This is a genomic window from Bacteroides sp. AR20 (assembly GCF_964250605.1).
In the GTDB taxonomy this organism is placed as follows: Bacteria; Bacteroidota; Bacteroidia; order Bacteroidales; family Bacteroidaceae; genus Bacteroides; species Bacteroides uniformis.
This window is the reverse complement of record NZ_CAXUGK010000036.1, coordinates 32,565-50,253: the sequence shown is the minus strand read 5'-3', so window position 1 is coordinate 50,253 and position 17,689 is coordinate 32,565. Positions and strand designations below refer to the sequence as shown.

Sequence of the window (17,689 nt, the reverse complement as noted above, 5' to 3'; positions counted from 1 at the left end):
GGATACCTCACGCCAAACGAAAAATTTAAACAAATTATTAATCAGAATTCTGTTGCATTTGCAAGTTGAATTCAGCTCACAAGATGACGTAAACTATATAAATCAAGTAAGCGGTGATTATTTAACTGACTTTTTAGGATTTGTATTAGTAGAACCTGCACCCAATACAAAACCAATGCATCGCCTGAAAAGCATACATACCAAAGACACGTGGTATGCTTTCAGTTACGCTGATGTTGAATATGCTAAAAAGAAATGGAATGAACAGTATTATGGAATAGATGGATATGTATATGCTGACGAGCAACCCAATACTGTACCACTGCATCATCTCAAGAGCACACACACAAAAGACACTTGGTACACCAACAGCTATGCGACCGTAGAGTATGCCAAAGCTAAATGGGGTGAACAATATTTCGGAATTGACGGATATATAATCAAACCCTAACCATTCTCCAAGACATAACAGAAACACTATATTAACGTGAATTCGATATGAATCAAAAGAGGTTTTGAACGAAGCTGATGGCTGTGATGGCTGATAGTACAGCTATATCGAATTCACGTATAGTTAATAATACTACTTTATTCATACTGTTTTCAAACCAAGCACCAAACAAGGTCCAAGGAAAGAGCAAACCACACCGGAAGAAATCATGCGGTCATGCTCCTTAACCGAGCTTTATGAATTGAGACCAAAAAGGGAGCATCTCAGGATGCGTCCAATTATGGCAGCCGAAAGGGAGCTGGCATCCATTTGCCCTATATGACCATGCCGGAATTTGCTCAATTGCAAATTTCATAGCCAATTTGTAAGAAGGACGTTTCAAATGAACTTCTTTATCATGAGTATTCAAAAGCAAAAAGACATCTTCGGGGAAAAAAGAATTACTGTCTGCCATGCACTTATCAATTATAGCTTTGTAATGCTCTGTAACTGCTATCATCTTACTGATTTTCCTTAAAGAAAAGCCACCATTACCAACATGAAACCAACAATACTTCATTCTGCGCAGATTCTTAGGATAGAAAATACTCCAGAAGCAACGCTGGACAAACCAGACGAAACGAGTAGGAAACCTCCAATATTTTCTTTGGTGCGGCATCCACGGCGCACCAATATAATCATACCCCAGTGAAGCCCAAAAGAACAATTCGTCTTTAAACGCATAAGCATCCAATTGATAAACAAGCATATAAGTATAGCTCGAAAAAGTTCTATAAAAAGCCACGTCAAGCATTAAACGATTATAAGCTTCAATACCTTGGAAACATCTGTCTGGGAAAGATATTACCTTAGGGAGTAAAAATTGAGATTGTATATTGGAAATATCCAGATTTTCAGGCTTAATAATCACTATGGAGTAATCAGACAAAATATCCAAGCACTGTTTCAGCGACACCGCTTCCATCTCTGATAGAGCAGGTAAATAAATAGGCACTACTACTACAATATCTTTTTTATCCATACACTATAACTTTGAAGGGCACAAAAATACACAATATAAAAGATATAAAAATCATTTCAATCACAGAACTTCAAAACTTTCCTTTACCTTTGCATCGTATTACAATATATAGACAAGCATGGAGCAGCCCTTTATAGTATATGATTCACAAATTTTCGACCAGCAGAAATTCGGCGGCATTTCTCGCTATTTCTGTGAAATCATGTCCAATTTACAGTTTAATTACGATATTGCAGTACGCTATACAGAAAATCATTATCTATTGAATAGTAAAATCAAGAGACACGGTATCTACATCCCCCATTTGTTCTTTAAGTATCATCAACAGAAACTGTATCAAAGCAACGCCAAACTAATCTTAAAGCTGATGCAGAAACACGCTCCATTTGTCTATCATCCGACATATTACAATCCCCTTTTTCTTAAGCAAATAGGCAATAATCCTTTTGTGATAACCGTACACGACATGACCTATGAAAAATATCCAGACTTGTTTCAAGACTCCATATCCATTATTCAACAGAAGAAAGAAATTATCACAAAAGCCAATCACATTATAGCCATTAGCGAACATACCAAGAAAGATATCATAGAAACATTAGGCATATCCCCTCAAAAAATAGACGTTATCTACCACGGTTGTAGTCTACAATCCACTATAAGCAAGCCTAATCTACATCTTCCCCAAAGATACATTTTGTTTGTTGGTGACCGGACATCCTACAAAAATTTCCAACGATTAGCAGAAGCTTTCAGTATAATCCATCAAACAGATGCACATCTACATCTAATATGTGCAGGCAAACCGTTTTCAAAGGCTGAATCAGAATTAATATCACGTATAGGCATCGCTCCGCATACACTGCAAATTTCGGTCAACGACCAGCATCTGAAAGAATTATACAACCGTGCTCTGCTATTTGTATATCCATCTTATTATGAAGGTTTCGGCATCCCTATTTTAGAAGCCTACACTTGCAACTGCCCCGTAGCCTTGAGCCAAGCCTCTTGCTTTCCTGAAATTGCCGAAAATGCAGCGGCATATTTCGACCCATTCTCTGTTTCTTCGATGGCAGAAGCTATCAAAAGTGTGATATACGACGAAGCTGAACGCACCAGACTTATACTTGCCGGCAAAGAAAGGATTAAACTTTACTCTTGGGAAAAGGCAACCCGCCAAACCGAACTTGTCTACCGGAAAGTAGCAAAAGCAGTCTTCTGACCATTCATTTCCGCATAGAGAAAGCGTTGTTCAATTTCAGCAAGAAGGTCAGGACAGGCTTTACCCTCTTCTGGAAACGGTGTGTCTTGCTCATCTCACGGAAAAGTTCAAACAAAGGCTGCTTTTTCAGGCAAGCAGCCAACTGCAAAGAGTCGAGTATCATGGGAGGAAATATTCCCTGCAGGATATATTTCTTTTCCTCCTCACAAAGACTTAAAGAGACAGAACTGATGCCTTGCATATTAAAGATACTTATCACCCTCTCGACATGTCTATAAGAACAGCTTTCAAGCACTATCTTCTTCACAAAGAATTCCCAATCAGAAACAATCTTAAGCGTCTCCGTATAAAGGCACCCCCCAAATAATGCTCTCTTTATAAAAGCAGCAGGATGTCCCAAAGAGCGTTCCAAAAAATATTCAAAGCTCAAGACATCCGGGTATACAAACAAATCCTCCTTTCCATCGCCGTGTACAAAAAGCAAATCCCCGTAAACAATGTCTTCGCCCGACAAAAAAGGATGAATGTCCTCCAATACAGCAAAGTCATGGAGAAAATCACCCGAATTCAAAAAAAGTAAATACTCTCCAGATGCCTCCCGGATGCCTTTATTCATGGCATTATATATGCCCGAATCTTTTTCAGAGCACCAATAAGCAATTTTATCCTGATTGTTCACAATCAAGTCCTTACTGCCATCAGTGCTGCCACCATCTATGACAATATATTCAAAGTCAGAAAAGCGCTGTCTGAAAACACTGTCCATTGTCTTGGCCAGTCCTTCAGCATTGTTATAGTTGATAGTTATGACAGATAGTTTCATTTGTGAAAAAGTCCTTTTATATATTGACGGAAAAATCTTCTATACCATTTATTTCTATGCGCCTCGCGCTTCTTGCGCAGATAAAGCAGTTCGCGAATGATGTGCAATGCACTGCCTCCAAAAAAGGAAGCATAAAGGGTTCTGTGTTTTGAATAGATATAAAACTCCGTTTCATTAAATACATCGGCCTGCTTTGCCGCAGTTATCATAGATTGCTCCTTGACACGGTAATAAAAGAGTGGAGAGGGTATCTGATACACAAGACTATTTTCATCTAACAACCTGATAAAGAACTCCCAATCCTCGTGTCCTTTCCGCATATTCTCATCATAGCCGCCAATGGCCATGCAATCACTGCGCCTAAAAAAAGCAGAACAAAAAATATGATTTCTCTGAAGCAACTCCTCATACCCTTCATAACGCAAATTCCAAACCTTATTTTTTACTCCGAAAAAAACTCCTCGACAAAATACCAGTTTCAGGAATGGATTGTCCTCGAATGCCTCCATCGCCTTTTCCATATACTCCGGATGTATAATGTCATCTGCATCCAACGGCAATATAAATTCTCCCTGAGCCAATTCTATACCTTTATTTCTCGCAGAAGACAATCCTCCGTTTTCCTTGAATACATATTTAATTCTTGAGTCTTTCCGCGTATACTCCAATGCCACTTTTTCTGTTTCATCAGGCGAACCGTCATTCACAACTATCGCTTCCCAGCACTGATAAGTCTGAGCCAATAAAGAGTTCAAGGCTTCGGGCAAATAAATGGCTTGATTATAACAAGGTACAATAACAGACACCATACCCTTTTCATTTAATGCGTCCATACAATATGTTTATATTTTATCTAAATTATTTAGCAGATGACAATAATCAATTTACAAAGTTAAGAATCTTTCCCTACTAAATATCTATATACTCCCGAAATACAATGCAACAAATGTTCTAAAGAAAAAGGATAAGACAAAAAAGCCATCAAAACTTCTTTCTTCTCAGGGAAATCAACTTTAAAAGATTTTTGCAAGAAACGATTAAAGCTCTTTTCTCTATATCTTTCCATCTCCCTTTTAGTAAGACAAAGGTCATCTATCTTTATCGGCAAAATAACATTCCATTTCCGATTATACATCCTGACCGTATCTTGGCACCAGTTGCGATTATAATTACCTTCCGAGAGATGTTCCACTTGAACTTCCGGTGAGCAACAAACATAATTCCTATATCGTTTGCTTACAGCTATCTGTAAAGAGAAATCAACATCATAGCAATGAAATCCAGTCAGCATCTTTTCATCGAAAGGATATGCCTTCCATACCTCTTTTCGGACAAACATTCCGAAACCGTCCACTGCTACAACTTCCGCAAACCACTCTCCTTGTACCACATTGAACCCAGTGAATGCCGTCACATTTCCTTTTTTTTGTAAATAAGAAGTACAAGCAAAACGACGATGCTGCATCCATCCCGAATAGCAGTCGAACATTATTTTAGTTCCTGCAAAACCTATTACTCCACAACTCGGTTCCGCCAACTTCTCAGCAACAACCGTCCCCCAATCCTGCGAATGGAATTTCACATCTTCATGGACGAAAAACAAATAAGGATAGCGAGCCTGCCGAGCACCTTCATTATAAGCGCGAGCTATAGACCAGCACTTCTCCCGATTATCTATAGCGATAATCTCATGTTCCACTCCAATAGTAGCATGTATATTTTGGCTGATTTCTTGCAATCGTTCCGGTGAAATAGAGCAAATGATAATTGACAGCATTCCTATATCCTCTTTTATATAATGTACCTTTATTTGAATTTATCTTTTCTATGAGTAGGAAGAAAAGGAATCACAAATGCTAATATCCTATTTATACGTTCCAGATAGTAATGTACTGGCAGAACCCCCATTTTCCCTCTTGCCTCAACATACAGACGGGCACGGATGTCCGGTGAAACCGGTAGTTTCGCTATAAGTCTATAACACTCTCCCCTCACCAAGCATTTTCTATACCAGCCAACGTCTGTACAAGAAAACATATACGACATCACATCTATCGTATTGAACATTCCTTCCCCTGTATATTTAGACCTGCTGGTTACTTTATTGGTATGTTGCCGGAAGTAATTCAATTTCCGGCGTACCTCTACAACTTTCCCCTCCTGTGCCACTTCTACCCAGAACTGCCAATCACCCGCACAGCGAAGTTGCTGAAAGGACTTATCTAGTTTATCGTAAACCTCCCTCTTGAAAAGCACCATACTGGCATTATACACATAATTCCTATATAACAGATTATGTTTTACATATTCTTTGCCATCGAATGTTTTCACTTCTCCGGTTTCTTTCCAACGGTCACGGCTCTTACGTTTCATCCTTTGTCCCTGTCCATCTATCAGAATGGAACCAGTAAGGCACATTATTGCACTTGGATTCAACTCCAATGCGGCAACTGTTGCCTCCAAAAAATGAATATCGGCAGTGTCATCACTTTCTGCAATCCAAACATACTTTCCTTTAGCAAGGCGAATGCCCCTATCCCATTGAAGAAAAGTATTGCCTGTATTCTTTTCATTCAACACTAATGCCGAAACTTTTGGATGTTCTTTATAGGCATTCAAAATATCACAACTATTGTCCGCAGAACAATCATCCAGCAGAATCAATTCAAAGTTCTGATAGGTTTGATTGAGGATGCTTTCAATCCTCTCTTTCAAATAAACAACATGATTATAATTGGGAAGTATTACACTCACCATAGGAGAATTATCCATAAAATTTATGCAGATTTCATACTTTATAAAACAAAAAAATAGGCCGACAGATTATCTATCGCCTACCATAACCGCAAAGTGGCCATCAACGGATAGCCCACCCGCCATCGCAATTTAAACTTACGCACCAGATTCCAGGGCTTGGTTCTGGTCTTACCTTGAAAATACCAGATGTAGTTGTTTACGGCATCCAGTACCCGTGAAGAGGACTCACCGTCCAGATGGGCTTCATGCTTGTGCACATAAGCACGCATCCGCTCCATCAGTTCTGCCGGACGGGAAATGGCCTTTTCAATAGCTCCTTCTACAGCATCCGTCTCAGTGACATTCAGCAAATGAGCTCCTGGCATGGTGTTGCAATAAGTCACCACCGGTTTGTCCAACATCATCGCCTCAACAATCACAGACGAAGCATCGGACAACAGTACATCTGCACTGTTTAGCAGCTTGGCATCAACAAGTCCACTCTCGTGGAAAGTAATATTGGGGCAGGAAGCAGCCAGTTCCTTGTATTTCTTGAGGACTTCCATATCCGAGAATTTCGGATGGAACGAAATAATCCAATCCCAGTTCTTCTCGCGCACCAGTCTCTTGATGGTATCAAACAGATGAGGAGCAGAAGTTATATTTTTTGTAAACGTAGAAGAGTACAAAACTACCGGACGTGCATTATGAGGAGTATGTACACGTTCCTTCACGAAAGTATCCGCCTTGCACCAGCCAGTTTCGTATACCTTAAAGAAACCGTATTTCCTCTCAAGCTCCTTAAAAGGAAGAGTGCTCGTTTCTCCTTGTGTGCAATAGACATCGAACCATCCACGAACAGAAAAATGGTCATCCTTTTCATCGCCACGCTTATTGATGGGGTAGCCATGGAAAAGGGAAACTTTCACTCCCGGGAAGAAATCATAAATATAATTACCCGGTGCAAAAACAGCAATAGGCTGATAATCCATCACTTCCTGAACAGATTGAAGCCACCTTTCATCTTGATTCAACAGAACCGGACAGTCTGGCTCGATAAACCATGCAACATCGTCTCCTCTACGCCTGATTTCGTCCTGAAGCGGGCGAAGTATAGGATAGGAATAGGCTACCGAAACGAAAAATAAATAATGCTTCTTCATACACTCAAAATATCACGGCAACGACACAATCGTCACCTCAAATTACCAATAGAACAATAAAATCCAGCCCTTAGTTTGTAACAGTTTTGCTTTCTTTGCTTTAAACGTCTGCAAAGTAAATACAAGAATTCTGCATATACTGCATCAATCCAGAAAAAAAAATGACTTTTATCAATTTTCCTCCAAAAGTTGCTGTTTATGAAGCTTTTTCTTCTCTAAAATATCTATCTTTGCACCCCAATATTTTAAAAATACTATTTTATGAGAAGAAACCTTTTTCATTGCTCCGACAGTCAACAAGGGGCAACAGATAAAGTGACTCTTTTGTTCGGAATCACCATTTTTTTCAAATTCCTGCTATTCGATTTCATCTGGAGCATAACCACCACATTCGCTTCATTCTCTACCATCGAATTTTATGCAACCAAAATAATAGCCACCCTCGTACTTCTCGTCCCCTATAAGTTCTTCCGGCTCTGGAAAACAGAGATAGTCATCATGCTTTTGCTGGATATACTACTGATTGTCAACCTGATATATTTCCGCACCTACTATACTGCCATCCCACTTAACAGCTATGGACTTTCTGGAAACCTCGCCGATTTCACCGGAAGCGTTTACGACTCTTTCCGCTGGTACGACATCTTCTTCCCTCTATCTACCATTGCCAGTATCCCCCTTTATTGGCATTACAAAAGAAATACCGCCGGAAGAACATCATACAAGTATTACGGAGGAGCTTTGGGAATCGGTATCCTGCTGTTTGCCATCACCACCCTGGCCAAAGGAGGATTCAAGGAAGCATACAACACCGTCCGCCAGAAAGCCTATCTGTGTGCAAGCACCACTTCCATGTATACTGTCTTCGGAAGCCTATACTATGACCTCATCAACCAGAAGCAGGAGGCCACCCCACAGATACAGCAAGAGATAAAGGAGTGGCTGAGCCAGAAACCCGGACATCACCCTTTGACCGGACGTATCGGAATCCGCAACAACTGCATCGTCATCCTGGCAGAATCTTTGGAAAGCTGGGTACTCGAAAGGGAAGTGGAAGGGCAAGAGATTACTCCATATCTCAACAAACTGCTGCAAGACTCCACCTCCTTATACGCTCCCCACGTACTGACGCAAGTGAAAGGAGGACGTTCCATTGATGCACAGCTGTTGCTTTGCGCCGGTATGCTGCCTATCAACAGCGGCACATACAGCAGCCAATATCCTGACCACACCTACGGAACCCTGCAAAAAGCCATGCATCAGCAGAAGAACTCGCGCAACTACCTCCTGACCATTGATAAAGTATCGACCTGGAACCAAGGCGTCATAGCCTACAGTTTCGGGACCGACACCATCATTGCTTATCATGACTTTGAACTGACAGAAGCCTTTGGCACGCACAAACGTACCGGAGACGGCTCCTTCCTGGCGCAATGCAGCCAAAAAATAGAGAAGGGGGAAATCTGGAAGAAGGGGGAGAATGTTTACATGCAGCTGGTGACCTACTCCGGCCATGCTCCCTTCAAATTGCCTGAAGAATTGAAAGAGATTCATTTCTCTCCGGCCATTCCACAGAAAATGAATGACTATATGACCACTGCACGCTATACGGACAAGGCGATAGGAAAATTCGTGGAGTACTTGAAAACACTCCCACAATACGACGAGACCCTTATCGTCATCACCGGTGACCACGAAGGACTGGCTACCTACCGTGAAGAATTGTGTAACGCCCCCGGTGGCAAGGGTATCGTATCCGACAAGACATTCACCCCTTTCATCATAGTAAACTCTCCGGTAGGCATGCGTTATGATAAAGTGATGGGACAAATCGATATGTACCCCACCTTACTGAACCTGCTCCAACTGGATGATTACTACTGGAGCGGATTGGGCCAAAGCATCCTCGACCCATGCAAGAAAGGATTCGCCATCAGCCCCCAAATGGAGGTGGTAGGTGAAGAGCCCACCCCGGCAGAAGCCGAGTTCGCTAAAAAAGCATACGATATTTCCGACCAGATGATACATTTTGATTATCTTTGCTCAAAAGCGAAGATAGGCGGCACCTCAAAATAAAAAATGAACAAGTTCATTTTGTTCTGCTTTCGGTTTGCACTATCTTTGCACCGTTCAAAAGAAGTAAAATGTAAATAAAAGCAATGAAGGTACATATTCATCCGCACTATGCCGCCTACGAGAGTTATATCCGAGCCATCCCATCGGAAGAATATGAACGGGAAGAGGTTTATTGTAACCGAAGGAACACAGTCGAAAGAGTGCGGTTCGGAGACAAGGACTTCGTAATCAAGAAATACAAAAGACCTGCCCTCATAAACTGCCTCATTTACACTTGGTTCCGCAAAAGCAAAGCGCAGCGCGCCTTTGAATATGCAGAACTTTTTCTGCAACGGGGAATAGAGACCGCCCCTCCGGTAGCTTATATAGAAATCAAAAAGAATGGTTTCTTCCACACCGGATACTTTATTTCCGAATACCTCCCCTACCCGCTTGTTACGGATATGTTCGGTACGGAAATGGAGGAAGAAGAGAAAAAACGGCTAAGACATGACCTCGTAGACTTCACTCTCCAATTACATCTGAACAAGGTCTTGCCACTGGACTATAATCCCAAGAATATATTTTACCGGAAGACAAACGGCAAATATCACTTCGCCCTCATTGACATCAACCGCCTGAAGCTCGGTAAAGTACCCGGTATCAGAATGTCCATGAATGCCTTCAGCCAACTGGGTATTCCCGCCGATGACTTCATGAAAATAATACCTCTATATGCCGAGCAAAGAGGATTCGATATTGAAGAATGCATATTCTTCACTCTCTTCAGCAGACTGAAATGGAGAAAGCAAAGACAATTTAAAAATTTCGTCAAAAGCAAGCTTCATTTCTGAAATGTCGTATCTTTGTACCAACGAGATTAGAAAATTATGCAAGATTATATCATCCAGTCCATCCAAGAAGGTATCAGGCTCAAAGAAAATATCCTGAACAACCGGCAAATGCTTGCCGACATCGAAAACGTCGGCAATCTGATAGTACAAGCCCTTCGACAAGGGCACAAAGTCTTGCTTTGCGGTAACGGCGGCAGTGCAGCCGATGCCCAGCATATCGCTGCCGAACTCGTCGGACGTTTCGTGACCGAACGGGAAGGCCTGCCCGCCATCGCCATGACAACCGACACTTCCATCCTGACCGCAGTCAGCAATGACTATGGCTTCGAACGCGTCTTCGAACGGCAGACGGCAGCCTTGGGAACGAAAGGTGATATTCTGATAGGCCTTTCCACCAGCGGCAACTCCCCCAACGTAGAGTATGCCTTGCAAAAGGCGCAGTCCATGGGAATCATCACCGTGGGACTTCTGGGAAGGAATGGAGGAAGGTGCAAGGAACTTTGCAATTACCCGCTGATTATACAGCACACCGAATCTGCCAGGATTCAAGAAGTACACATTACCATCGGACATATCCTGTGCGGCATCGTCGACAATAAACTGTTTTCTCATGAATAAAGCGATTTTCCTTGACCGGGACGGTACCATCAATGTCGATTTCGGCTACGTTTATAAGCCCCAAGAGCTGGAATTGCTGCCCGGCGTAGCCGAAGCACTCCGCATCTTTCAGGAACTGGGTTATCTGCTGATTGTCATCACGAACCAATCCGGCATTGGACGTGGCTATTTCACACCGGAGGACGCCGAACTGTTCAACCGGGCACTCGCCCAAGAGCTGGAGAAACATGGAGTTATACTGAACGATTTCTATACTTGCCCCCACGCTCCGGAGGAACATTGCGAATGCCGCAAGCCTTCTCCTTTCATGGTGATGGAAGCGATGAAGAAGTATGACATCGACCCGTCCCAATCCTATATGTTCGGAGACAAGAAGTCGGATACGGAATGCGGCGAGCGAAGCGGTGTCAAGTCTTTCCGGGTCACAGAGGAACATCCGCTTATATACTGGGCAAACCAATTAAAAAACAACCTATTATGAATACAGAATTAAACAGTATAAAGGGAAAGAAGGTACTCGTTATCGGAGACGTGATGCTGGATACTTACCATATAGGGGACGTGAAAAGGATTTCTCCCGAAGCCCCCGTACCAGTGGTCCGTGTCACCCGTACCTACAATGTATTGGGAGGAGCGGCCAATGTTGCAAGAAATCTGTTGGGACTGGGTTGCTCGCCGTATGTCGTCAGCCTGCTTGGCAATGACCACAACGGAAACACAATGCAGGAGATGTTCGCTGATTTGGGTATCAGAAACGAACTGTTTCATACAGAACACCCAACCATCACCAAAACCCGCGTAATAGGCAACAGCCAGCAAGTAGTACGGCTGGACTTTGAAACAGAAAATGAATGCCTGAACGAAGAGACTGAGCAGAAACTGCTGGATGCCGTGAAGCGTGCACTCCCCGAAGTGGACATTGTCGTGATTTCGGATTATGGCAAGGGAGTATGCAATGATACAGTATGCCAGCAGGTTATATCCGCCTCTGCCGGGCAAGGGAAGAAGGTCATTATAGACCCCAAAGGGACAAATTGGGAGAAATACCGTTCCGCAACCATCATCACCCCCAACCTGAAAGAGCTTTCGGCTGTTTCGGGAGTGGATGTGAGAAATGAGGATAAAGAAATCCATAGCGCAGCAGACCGGATACTGAAGGAGTATAACCTTACTTCTCTATTAGTGACACGTTCCGAAAAAGGCATGTCATACATAGCTCCCGATGCCTCGCAGGACATTCCTACCGAAGCAAGGGAAGTATATGACGTTTCAGGTGCAGGCGATACTGTCGTGGCAACTTTAGCAGCTGCGCTGGCAGCCGGTATCCCTATTGCAGATGCCATTTATCTTGCCAATAAAGCGGCCGGCATTGTAGTCGGGAAAATAGGCACCAGCCCCATTCTGTTCAAAGAATTGCAGGACGAGCTACAAATCGGGAAACCGGCCAGCAAACTTATTCCTATTTCCCAACTTGCAGATACTATAAAACAACTGCGTGCGCAGGAGCGCAAAATCATATTCACAAACGGCTGCTTCGACATTCTGCACAAAGGACACGTGTGCTATCTGGAAAAGGCCAAAAGACTGGGGGACGTACTTATCGTAGGATTGAATTCGGACAACTCAGTAAAACGTCTGAAAGGGGAATCGCGCCCTATCAATGATGAAAACGCCCGCTCCACAGTCCTGGCAGCCTTGGAAGCAGTGGACTACGTAGTGATTTTTACGGAAGATACCCCTCTGAATCTCATCAAAACAGTTGCACCGGACGTGTTGGTAAAAGGTGGCGACTATGCCATAGAAAACATTGTAGGCAGGGAGTACGCCCAAGAAACAGTAACTATCCCTTTCGTAGACGGTTATTCCACTACAAAGACTATAGGCGCCATCAACCAAGAGAAGCAATAATCTTTTCAGCGACTTGTTGGGGGGTAATATCCACCATACACTTCTGATAAACAGCCAGCTTGCATTTACCCCGTCCGTCTTTGGTGCACGGACGGCAAGGCAGGGCTGTTTCGAGTATTTCCACCGTAGGTCCCGTAGGGAAACCGAAGGCCGTAGGTCCCATCAAGGCAAAAGCAGGAACACGGAACAAATCAGCGGCATGCATAAAACCCGTATCAGCGCTGATTACCAGATTGGAACGCAACACTATGTAAGAAGACTCCATCAATGAGGTTTGTCCCGCAAGGTTAACTACCCGTTCCGGTGCAGCACTTCTGATTTCCTCACAGAAAGTATCCTTCGGACCAGCCAGAATAACAAATTTATACTCAGGAAGAAGGGCAACCAATTCTTTCCAATAGGAAACGGGCCAGCGTTTCATTTCCCAGTTGGCAGACGGCACCAGCGTAATCATATCTTTGGTTACAAAGTTCTCATACTTGCTACGTATTTCATCCGGGAAATGCCAGTCGTGATAGTTGTCCGGAAAATGCGTAATTCCCCATTTCTTCAATGGTTTCTGAAAAGACACCATCCCCCTGAAAGGCTTGTCGAAATGGTTGATTCCCAGTTTGAACAACAAAAAGCGTTTGCCTCTCTCTTTGCTCCGCAGAGCAACGTAAGGTTTCACAAAAGGCAATGGAGACACTATCAGCTTCAATATGTTGGAACGGATATTACTATGAGCGTCATAAATGTAGTCGAAATGCTCTTTTCTCAAATCAGCCGCCATTTTCAACAACCCGGCAAGTCCGGTCTCCTTATCAAACGCCCAGATTTTATCAATCCTGCCATCCATCGACAAGGTCCCCACCATATCTTTCCGGGTAATCCAATGAATTTCCACATCTGCAAACCGTTCACGTATTCCACCGATAATTCCCATACACTGGATAATATCCCCTATCGAACTGAAACGGATAATTAAGAATTTGGTCATAACAAATTTATTAGAATTGCTGATTCGGCACAAAAGTAATAACTTAATTCAAGTTTCGCAAATAGCGATATAGGCTAATCATACAATATAGAACATCAGCCTACACAAAACACAAACATAAAAATTCAATCCAAGTCCAAACTATTGTCTACAAGAAATCTAGAGGTATTATATATCACTCATAAAACAGTATATTTCACACCAATATTGTTTTTGCATATTATAAAATATAAATGTTTTCAAGTAATTATAATCAAAAACTCCATTTATATAAATATCTTTGTACTTATTTTCTCAATTAGCAAAAGATGACAGCTATAAAATCTCAAAACAGATTATTTTCAATCGTTATACCTACATGGAATAACCTTGCTTTCCTAAAACTATGCATACAAAGTATCCAAAGAAACTCTTACTACAATCACCAAATCATTGTACACGTAAACGATGGAAGTGACGGAACCTTAGAGTGGATAAAAAAAGCAGGTATTGATTACACACATTCTGAGCAGAATATCGGAGTATGTTTTGCTATGAATATGATGCGCACTAAAGTCAAAACTGATTATATTCTATTTTTGAATGATGATATGTATGTACTCCCTTTTTGGGACAAGGTTCTCTATGACGAAATAGAAAAACTGTCTGACAATTATTTCTTTCTTTCAGCTACATCAATACAACCACATACACAAAGCGCATCAACCATCTTAGCCAATTATGGAGACAGTATCGAAACTTTTCAAGAAGATAAATTACTGAAAGAATACATGAACTACAAAATAAACGACTGGATGGGAGCTACCATTCCTCCCAATATCGTACACCGGGACATTTGGGATTTAGTAGGCGGTTATAGTATAGAATACTCACCCGGAATGTACAGCGACCCAGATTTCACCGCAAAATTATATATGTGTGGAGTCAGATTCATGAAAGGGCTACAAGCCAGTCGCATCTATCATTTTGAAACAAAATCAACTACCCGCATACGCAAGAATTGTGGTCAAATGCAATTTCTATTAAAATGGGGCATGACTTCATCCACATTCCGCAAAGTTTTCACTTACAAAGGAAAAGATTTCAAATCCCAAAAGATAGGAACTTTCAAAACAGGAAATAGATTCAAAATAAGCCTAATACGCGGCCGCCTAAAAGCCATATTTTATTTATTAACCAAAGATTTCGGTCCCTTATGGAAATTTTGGAAAAAAACATTTGTCTAACATTTCCCTAAAAGAGCAAAATTATAAAATAGAATTGGAACTTTCTTGTGAAGAATAGGGCTTATCCAAATCCAAATAGTGGAAATTATGCTGTCTCTGCCCGCTTTGTTTCGGTATAACCATGTAGTCTCCATATTTTCGGGTCAGATAGGCGTCATAATCTTGTACTCCCCACACTGTTTCGCCCTCAAACGAAACGGGAGTCGGAGCTCCCAGCTCTGCCTTGGGCATAATACCGCGCATACCGTCGTCATAATCACAGACTAAAGAAGACTTGTCAAAGTCATAGGTGGTCATCACATTTCTGATACTCCTCTGTACGCCGGCAGTAGTAAAAAGTCTCCGGCACAGCAGCGGCAACCATGAGCCGGGACCTTTTCCATGTTTATAAGGGTCGCGGTAGATAAAATAGAGCACCCGCTTGTAAAATTCATACCGGGCAAAATGAATCCTCTGTTTCAGGTTGCTTTGCGGTACACCGTCCAATGGAAATACGTCCAAGTAGATACCTCCCAAGTATTTCAAATGCATACGCTCGATAAGAGTCGTATCCGCATCTTGTATCTTGGCAAAAGGTAATGGATAATTCGGATCATTTTCTGCGCAGACAGCCTCATAAGGCTTGGAAAGCCATTCCTTGGAATGAGACATCAACAAATCATAATCAGCCCTCGGCATACCGATATCCAAATCATCGTCCCAAGGGATAAATCCCTTATGACGGACTGCACCAAGCATAGTACCGGCCATTATATAATAGCGCAAACCATGTTCTTTACAAACTTTATCCACAGCAAGCAATATCTTCAAAATACGAAGCTGCAAAGGACGTATATCATAATCTGCCATAAAAATCAGCCCATTAATTAATAAAGTTGTGAAGGAATCAACCGCTGTGCTTGTTCAAAGTCATTCACCGTATCAAGCTCCACAGAAAAATATTCGGTAGTGTCAAGCGCATAGAAAGAGTGTCCTTGCGGTATGAGACGCTCAAAAGCACGTTCATAGAAGATATTATCCAAACCTTCTTTGGTAATCATAACCTCCAATTCCCGGAAAAGCGCTTCTGTATAAGCGGCAGACATCTTCTCGATGCCAATAGACTCGCCAATAGCTCGGGATATGGAGCACGTCTTACTGATTTCCAACACCTTGCCATCATTGTCCGCTATTACCTTGATTTCCTCTTCCCCCAATGTATGATGGTTCAGAGCCAACGCATCCGCTTGACCATATCCAAGCAACTTGGCTACAATCTGCGGGTCAAAAAGGATATCGCTGTCCAGCAACAGAATGTCCTCTTTATCTACATAAGGCCGTGTAAGCCATAAAGAGTAGATATTATTGGTAGAAGCATATTTCTCATTATAGATAAACGTAACCTCCAATGCCGGATAATGAGCTTCCAGAAAGTTCACAATCTGCTGCTGTCTATAACCGGTGACAATGACAAACTCCCGAAAGCCATTCTGCAGCAATGCATCAAAGGCTCTTTGCAGCAAACAACGCTCTCCAACTTTCAACAGACATTTTGGAGTGGTATCAGTCAACGGACGCAAACGCGAAGCTATCCCTGCAGCCAATATAACCGCTTTCATTGTAATGCAATTTTTTTAATGGTGTCAATGACAATACGGTTCTGTTCAGGACGCCCCAAGGTAATACGCAAATGGGTATTGATGTCTGGTTCATTCATGAACTTCACCTTATAATCCTCGTCGGCAAAAGCTTTCTGTAAGCGTTCTTTCAAGACAATCGGATATTTTATAAGGACAAAGTTCGCCACCGACTCATATACCTTGAAACCAGGCAACGTCCCTATCTCCGCTTCAAAGCAGGCGCGACTCTCATTCATCAGCCGTGCTATATTCCGGTAATGCGCATCCGATTTCAGTGCGGCAATAGCAATATCCTCAGAGATACGGTTATAACCCAGATATTTGTTGCTGTATTTGCCAAAGTTGGCCAACTCCTTACTCATAAACCCAAAACCCATGCGCAATCCAGGCAATCCGTAGAACTTGGAAAGCGTGCGTGAAATAATCAGGTTGGGATATTTATCAACCAGCATCTTAATATAGTCCGTATCAGTAGATACGAAAGAGGCATAGGCTTCGTCCACCAAAACGATGGTTGTTACGGGCAACTCAGCCAACAAAGCGTCCAGTTCTACAGGGGTCAGACCGTTACCGGTGGGATTATTGGGCGAAGCGATTAATAAGACCTTGGGATTCTCACGCTGTACCATCTCTTTCATGGCAGCGAAATCATATTTAAAGGTATTGCCATCCTCATACAACGGATATTGCAGCGTACGCCCGTTCACCTCGTCGGCTATGGATTTATAGTACCACCACGAGAATTTAGGAATGAGCATCGTCTTGTTCCCATCCTCTTGGGTCAGGAAATAGTGGACTGCTTGTTTCAATATATCTTCTCCACCATAACCCAACAGTACCTGCGGTTCATCGATTCCGTAAGTCTCGGACAGATAAACGGACAGAATGCTCTTCTTGCCTTCGTCGTAGATACGGGTATAGAAACAGAGTTTGTTTATATCAAAATTCTTTAGAGCCTCCACCACCTCTTGCGAAGGTGCATAGTTAAACTCATTTCGGTCCAAATAATTCATA

The 17,689-nt window shown here is 42.4% G+C and carries 17 protein-coding genes and 1 pseudogene; 8 read left to right on the top strand and 10 right to left on the bottom strand.

Going from position 1 to position 17,689, the window contains the following annotated elements:
* Window positions 1-451, top strand: a pseudogene (locus tag ACESTD_RS16045) (hypothetical protein); the annotation flags it as partial.
* 223 nt (window positions 452-674) lie between these two features.
* Here the strand turns inward: ACESTD_RS16045 and ACESTD_RS16040 are convergent.
* Complete coding sequence (locus ACESTD_RS16040; RefSeq protein WP_005833769.1) at window positions 675-1,472, bottom strand: DUF5672 family protein; 798 nt, start codon at window positions 1,470-1,472, stop codon at window positions 675-677.
* A gap of 118 nt (window positions 1,473-1,590) precedes the next feature.
* Here ACESTD_RS16040 and ACESTD_RS16035 point away from each other — a divergent pair, with 118 nt between their 5' ends.
* On the top strand, window positions 1,591-2,694 hold the full coding sequence (locus tag ACESTD_RS16035; RefSeq protein WP_005833771.1) for a glycosyltransferase family 1 protein: 1,104 nt from the start codon (window positions 1,591-1,593) through the stop codon (window positions 2,692-2,694).
* 4 nt (window positions 2,695-2,698) lie between these two features.
* Here the strand turns inward: ACESTD_RS16035 and ACESTD_RS16030 are convergent, their stop codons facing one another.
* From ACESTD_RS16030 to ACESTD_RS16010, 5 genes are all read right to left on the bottom strand, one after another.
* On the bottom strand, window positions 2,699-3,517 hold the full coding sequence (locus tag ACESTD_RS16030; RefSeq protein ID WP_156737463.1) for a glycosyltransferase family 2 protein: 819 nt from the start codon (window positions 3,515-3,517) through the stop codon (window positions 2,699-2,701).
* Window positions 3,514-4,350 (bottom strand): glycosyltransferase family A protein, encoded by an 837-nt coding sequence (locus tag ACESTD_RS16025; protein WP_005833775.1) that lies wholly within the window; start codon window positions 4,348-4,350, stop codon window positions 3,514-3,516. The genes ACESTD_RS16030 and ACESTD_RS16025 overlap by 4 nt, the downstream gene beginning before the upstream one ends.
* 59 nt (window positions 4,351-4,409) lie before the next feature.
* The gene (locus tag ACESTD_RS16020) at window positions 4,410-5,294 is read right to left on the bottom strand and encodes a glycosyltransferase (protein WP_005833777.1); all 885 of its coding nucleotides are present in this window, start codon (window positions 5,292-5,294) and stop codon (window positions 4,410-4,412) included.
* A gap of 29 nt (window positions 5,295-5,323) precedes the next feature.
* A complete protein-coding gene (locus tag ACESTD_RS16015; protein ID WP_005833780.1) occupies window positions 5,324-6,289 on the bottom strand; it encodes a glycosyltransferase in 966 nt (321 codons plus the stop codon).
* 62 nt (window positions 6,290-6,351) lie between these two features.
* Complete coding sequence (locus ACESTD_RS16010; protein ID WP_005833782.1) at window positions 6,352-7,416, bottom strand: CDP-glycerol glycerophosphotransferase family protein; 1,065 nt, start codon at window positions 7,414-7,416, stop codon at window positions 6,352-6,354.
* 261 nt (window positions 7,417-7,677) lie between these two features.
* On the opposite strand from ACESTD_RS16010, the gene ACESTD_RS16005 reads away from it, so the two are divergent.
* From ACESTD_RS16005 to hldE, 5 genes are all read left to right on the top strand, one after another.
* A complete protein-coding gene (locus tag ACESTD_RS16005; RefSeq protein ID WP_373158997.1) occupies window positions 7,678-9,492 on the top strand; it encodes an LTA synthase family protein in 1,815 nt (604 codons plus the stop codon).
* Between the two features lie 83 nt (window positions 9,493-9,575).
* Window positions 9,576-10,325: a lipopolysaccharide kinase InaA family protein gene (locus ACESTD_RS16000; RefSeq protein ID WP_005825949.1), complete on the top strand. Its 750-nt coding sequence runs from the start codon at window positions 9,576-9,578 to the stop codon at window positions 10,323-10,325.
* Between the two features lie 36 nt (window positions 10,326-10,361).
* The gene (locus ACESTD_RS15995; RefSeq protein WP_005833786.1) at window positions 10,362-10,943 is read left to right on the top strand and encodes a D-sedoheptulose 7-phosphate isomerase; all 582 of its coding nucleotides are present in this window, start codon (window positions 10,362-10,364) and stop codon (window positions 10,941-10,943) included.
* Complete coding sequence (locus ACESTD_RS15990) at window positions 10,936-11,424, top strand: D-glycero-beta-D-manno-heptose 1,7-bisphosphate 7-phosphatase (RefSeq protein WP_005833788.1); 489 nt, start codon at window positions 10,936-10,938, stop codon at window positions 11,422-11,424. Before ACESTD_RS15995 ends, ACESTD_RS15990 begins: the two co-directional genes overlap by 8 nt.
* Window positions 11,421-12,851 carry a bifunctional D-glycero-beta-D-manno-heptose-7-phosphate kinase/D-glycero-beta-D-manno-heptose 1-phosphate adenylyltransferase HldE gene (gene hldE / locus ACESTD_RS15985; RefSeq protein ID WP_373158998.1) on the top strand — a complete coding sequence of 477 codons (1,431 nt, stop codon included), beginning with the start codon at window positions 11,421-11,423 and terminating at the stop codon, window positions 12,849-12,851. The genes ACESTD_RS15990 and hldE overlap by 4 nt, the downstream gene beginning before the upstream one ends.
* On the opposite strand, the gene ACESTD_RS15980 is transcribed toward hldE, so the two are convergent.
* Complete coding sequence (locus ACESTD_RS15980; RefSeq protein ID WP_005833792.1) at window positions 12,832-13,830, bottom strand: glycosyltransferase family 9 protein; 999 nt, start codon at window positions 13,828-13,830, stop codon at window positions 12,832-12,834. The two genes, hldE and ACESTD_RS15980, sit on opposite strands and share 20 nt — an antisense overlap.
* Before the next feature lie 308 nt (window positions 13,831-14,138).
* Between ACESTD_RS15980 and ACESTD_RS15975 the strand changes: the two genes are divergently transcribed.
* Window positions 14,139-15,056 (top strand): glycosyltransferase family 2 protein, encoded by a 918-nt coding sequence (locus ACESTD_RS15975; protein WP_005825959.1) that lies wholly within the window; start codon window positions 14,139-14,141, stop codon window positions 15,054-15,056.
* Window positions 15,057-15,077: 21 nt separating this feature from the next.
* On the opposite strand, the gene ACESTD_RS15970 is transcribed toward ACESTD_RS15975, so the two are convergent.
* The 3 genes from ACESTD_RS15970 to ACESTD_RS15960 are packed head-to-tail and all read right to left on the bottom strand — an operon-like array spanning window position 15,078 to window position 17,688.
* Window positions 15,078-15,905: a phosphorylcholine transferase LicD gene (locus ACESTD_RS15970; RefSeq protein WP_373158999.1), complete on the bottom strand. Its 828-nt coding sequence runs from the start codon at window positions 15,903-15,905 to the stop codon at window positions 15,078-15,080.
* A 17-nt stretch (window positions 15,906-15,922) separates the two neighbouring features.
* Window positions 15,923-16,654, bottom strand: a complete 732-nt coding sequence (locus ACESTD_RS15965; protein WP_005825963.1) for an NTP transferase domain-containing protein — start codon at window positions 16,652-16,654, stop codon at window positions 15,923-15,925.
* The gene (locus tag ACESTD_RS15960) at window positions 16,651-17,688 is read right to left on the bottom strand and encodes a histidinol-phosphate transaminase (RefSeq protein WP_005833797.1); all 1,038 of its coding nucleotides are present in this window, start codon (window positions 17,686-17,688) and stop codon (window positions 16,651-16,653) included. The genes ACESTD_RS15965 and ACESTD_RS15960 overlap by 4 nt, the downstream gene beginning before the upstream one ends.
* Window position 17,689 lies beyond the last annotated feature (1 nt).

Excerpts from the sequence above, each read along its gene's own strand:
- ACESTD_RS16000 (WP_005825949.1), top strand. The coding sequence starts at position 9,576 with ATGAAGGTACATATTCATCCGCACTATGCCGCCTACGAGAGTTATATC.
- ACESTD_RS15970 (WP_373158999.1), bottom strand. The coding sequence starts at position 15,905 with ATGGCAGATTATGATATACGTCCTTTGCAGCTTCGTATTTTGAAGATA.
- ACESTD_RS16010 (WP_005833782.1), bottom strand. The coding sequence starts at position 7,416 with ATGAAGAAGCATTATTTATTTTTCGTTTCGGTAGCCTATTCCTATCCT.
- ACESTD_RS16015 (WP_005833780.1), bottom strand. The coding sequence starts at position 6,289 with ATGGATAATTCTCCTATGGTGAGTGTAATACTTCCCAATTATAATCAT.
- ACESTD_RS15995 (WP_005833786.1), top strand. The coding sequence starts at position 10,362 with ATGCAAGATTATATCATCCAGTCCATCCAAGAAGGTATCAGGCTCAAA.
- ACESTD_RS16040 (WP_005833769.1), bottom strand. The coding sequence starts at position 1,472 with ATGGATAAAAAAGATATTGTAGTAGTAGTGCCTATTTATTTACCTGCT.
- ACESTD_RS16035 (WP_005833771.1), top strand. The coding sequence starts at position 1,591 with ATGGAGCAGCCCTTTATAGTATATGATTCACAAATTTTCGACCAGCAG.
- ACESTD_RS16025 (WP_005833775.1), bottom strand. The coding sequence starts at position 4,350 with ATGGACGCATTAAATGAAAAGGGTATGGTGTCTGTTATTGTACCTTGT.
- ACESTD_RS16020 (WP_005833777.1), bottom strand. The coding sequence starts at position 5,294 with ATGCTGTCAATTATCATTTGCTCTATTTCACCGGAACGATTGCAAGAA.
- ACESTD_RS15960 (WP_005833797.1), bottom strand. The coding sequence starts at position 17,688 with ATGAATTATTTGGACCGAAATGAGTTTAACTATGCACCTTCGCAAGAG.
- hldE (WP_373158998.1), top strand. The coding sequence starts at position 11,421 with ATGAATACAGAATTAAACAGTATAAAGGGAAAGAAGGTACTCGTTATC.
- ACESTD_RS15980 (WP_005833792.1), bottom strand. The coding sequence starts at position 13,830 with ATGACCAAATTCTTAATTATCCGTTTCAGTTCGATAGGGGATATTATC.
- ACESTD_RS15965 (WP_005825963.1), bottom strand. The coding sequence starts at position 16,654 with ATGAAAGCGGTTATATTGGCTGCAGGGATAGCTTCGCGTTTGCGTCCG.
- ACESTD_RS15990 (WP_005833788.1), top strand. The coding sequence starts at position 10,936 with ATGAATAAAGCGATTTTCCTTGACCGGGACGGTACCATCAATGTCGAT.
- ACESTD_RS16030 (WP_156737463.1), bottom strand. The coding sequence starts at position 3,517 with ATGAAACTATCTGTCATAACTATCAACTATAACAATGCTGAAGGACTG.
- ACESTD_RS15975 (WP_005825959.1), top strand. The coding sequence starts at position 14,139 with ATGACAGCTATAAAATCTCAAAACAGATTATTTTCAATCGTTATACCT.
- ACESTD_RS16005 (WP_373158997.1), top strand. The coding sequence starts at position 7,678 with ATGAGAAGAAACCTTTTTCATTGCTCCGACAGTCAACAAGGGGCAACA.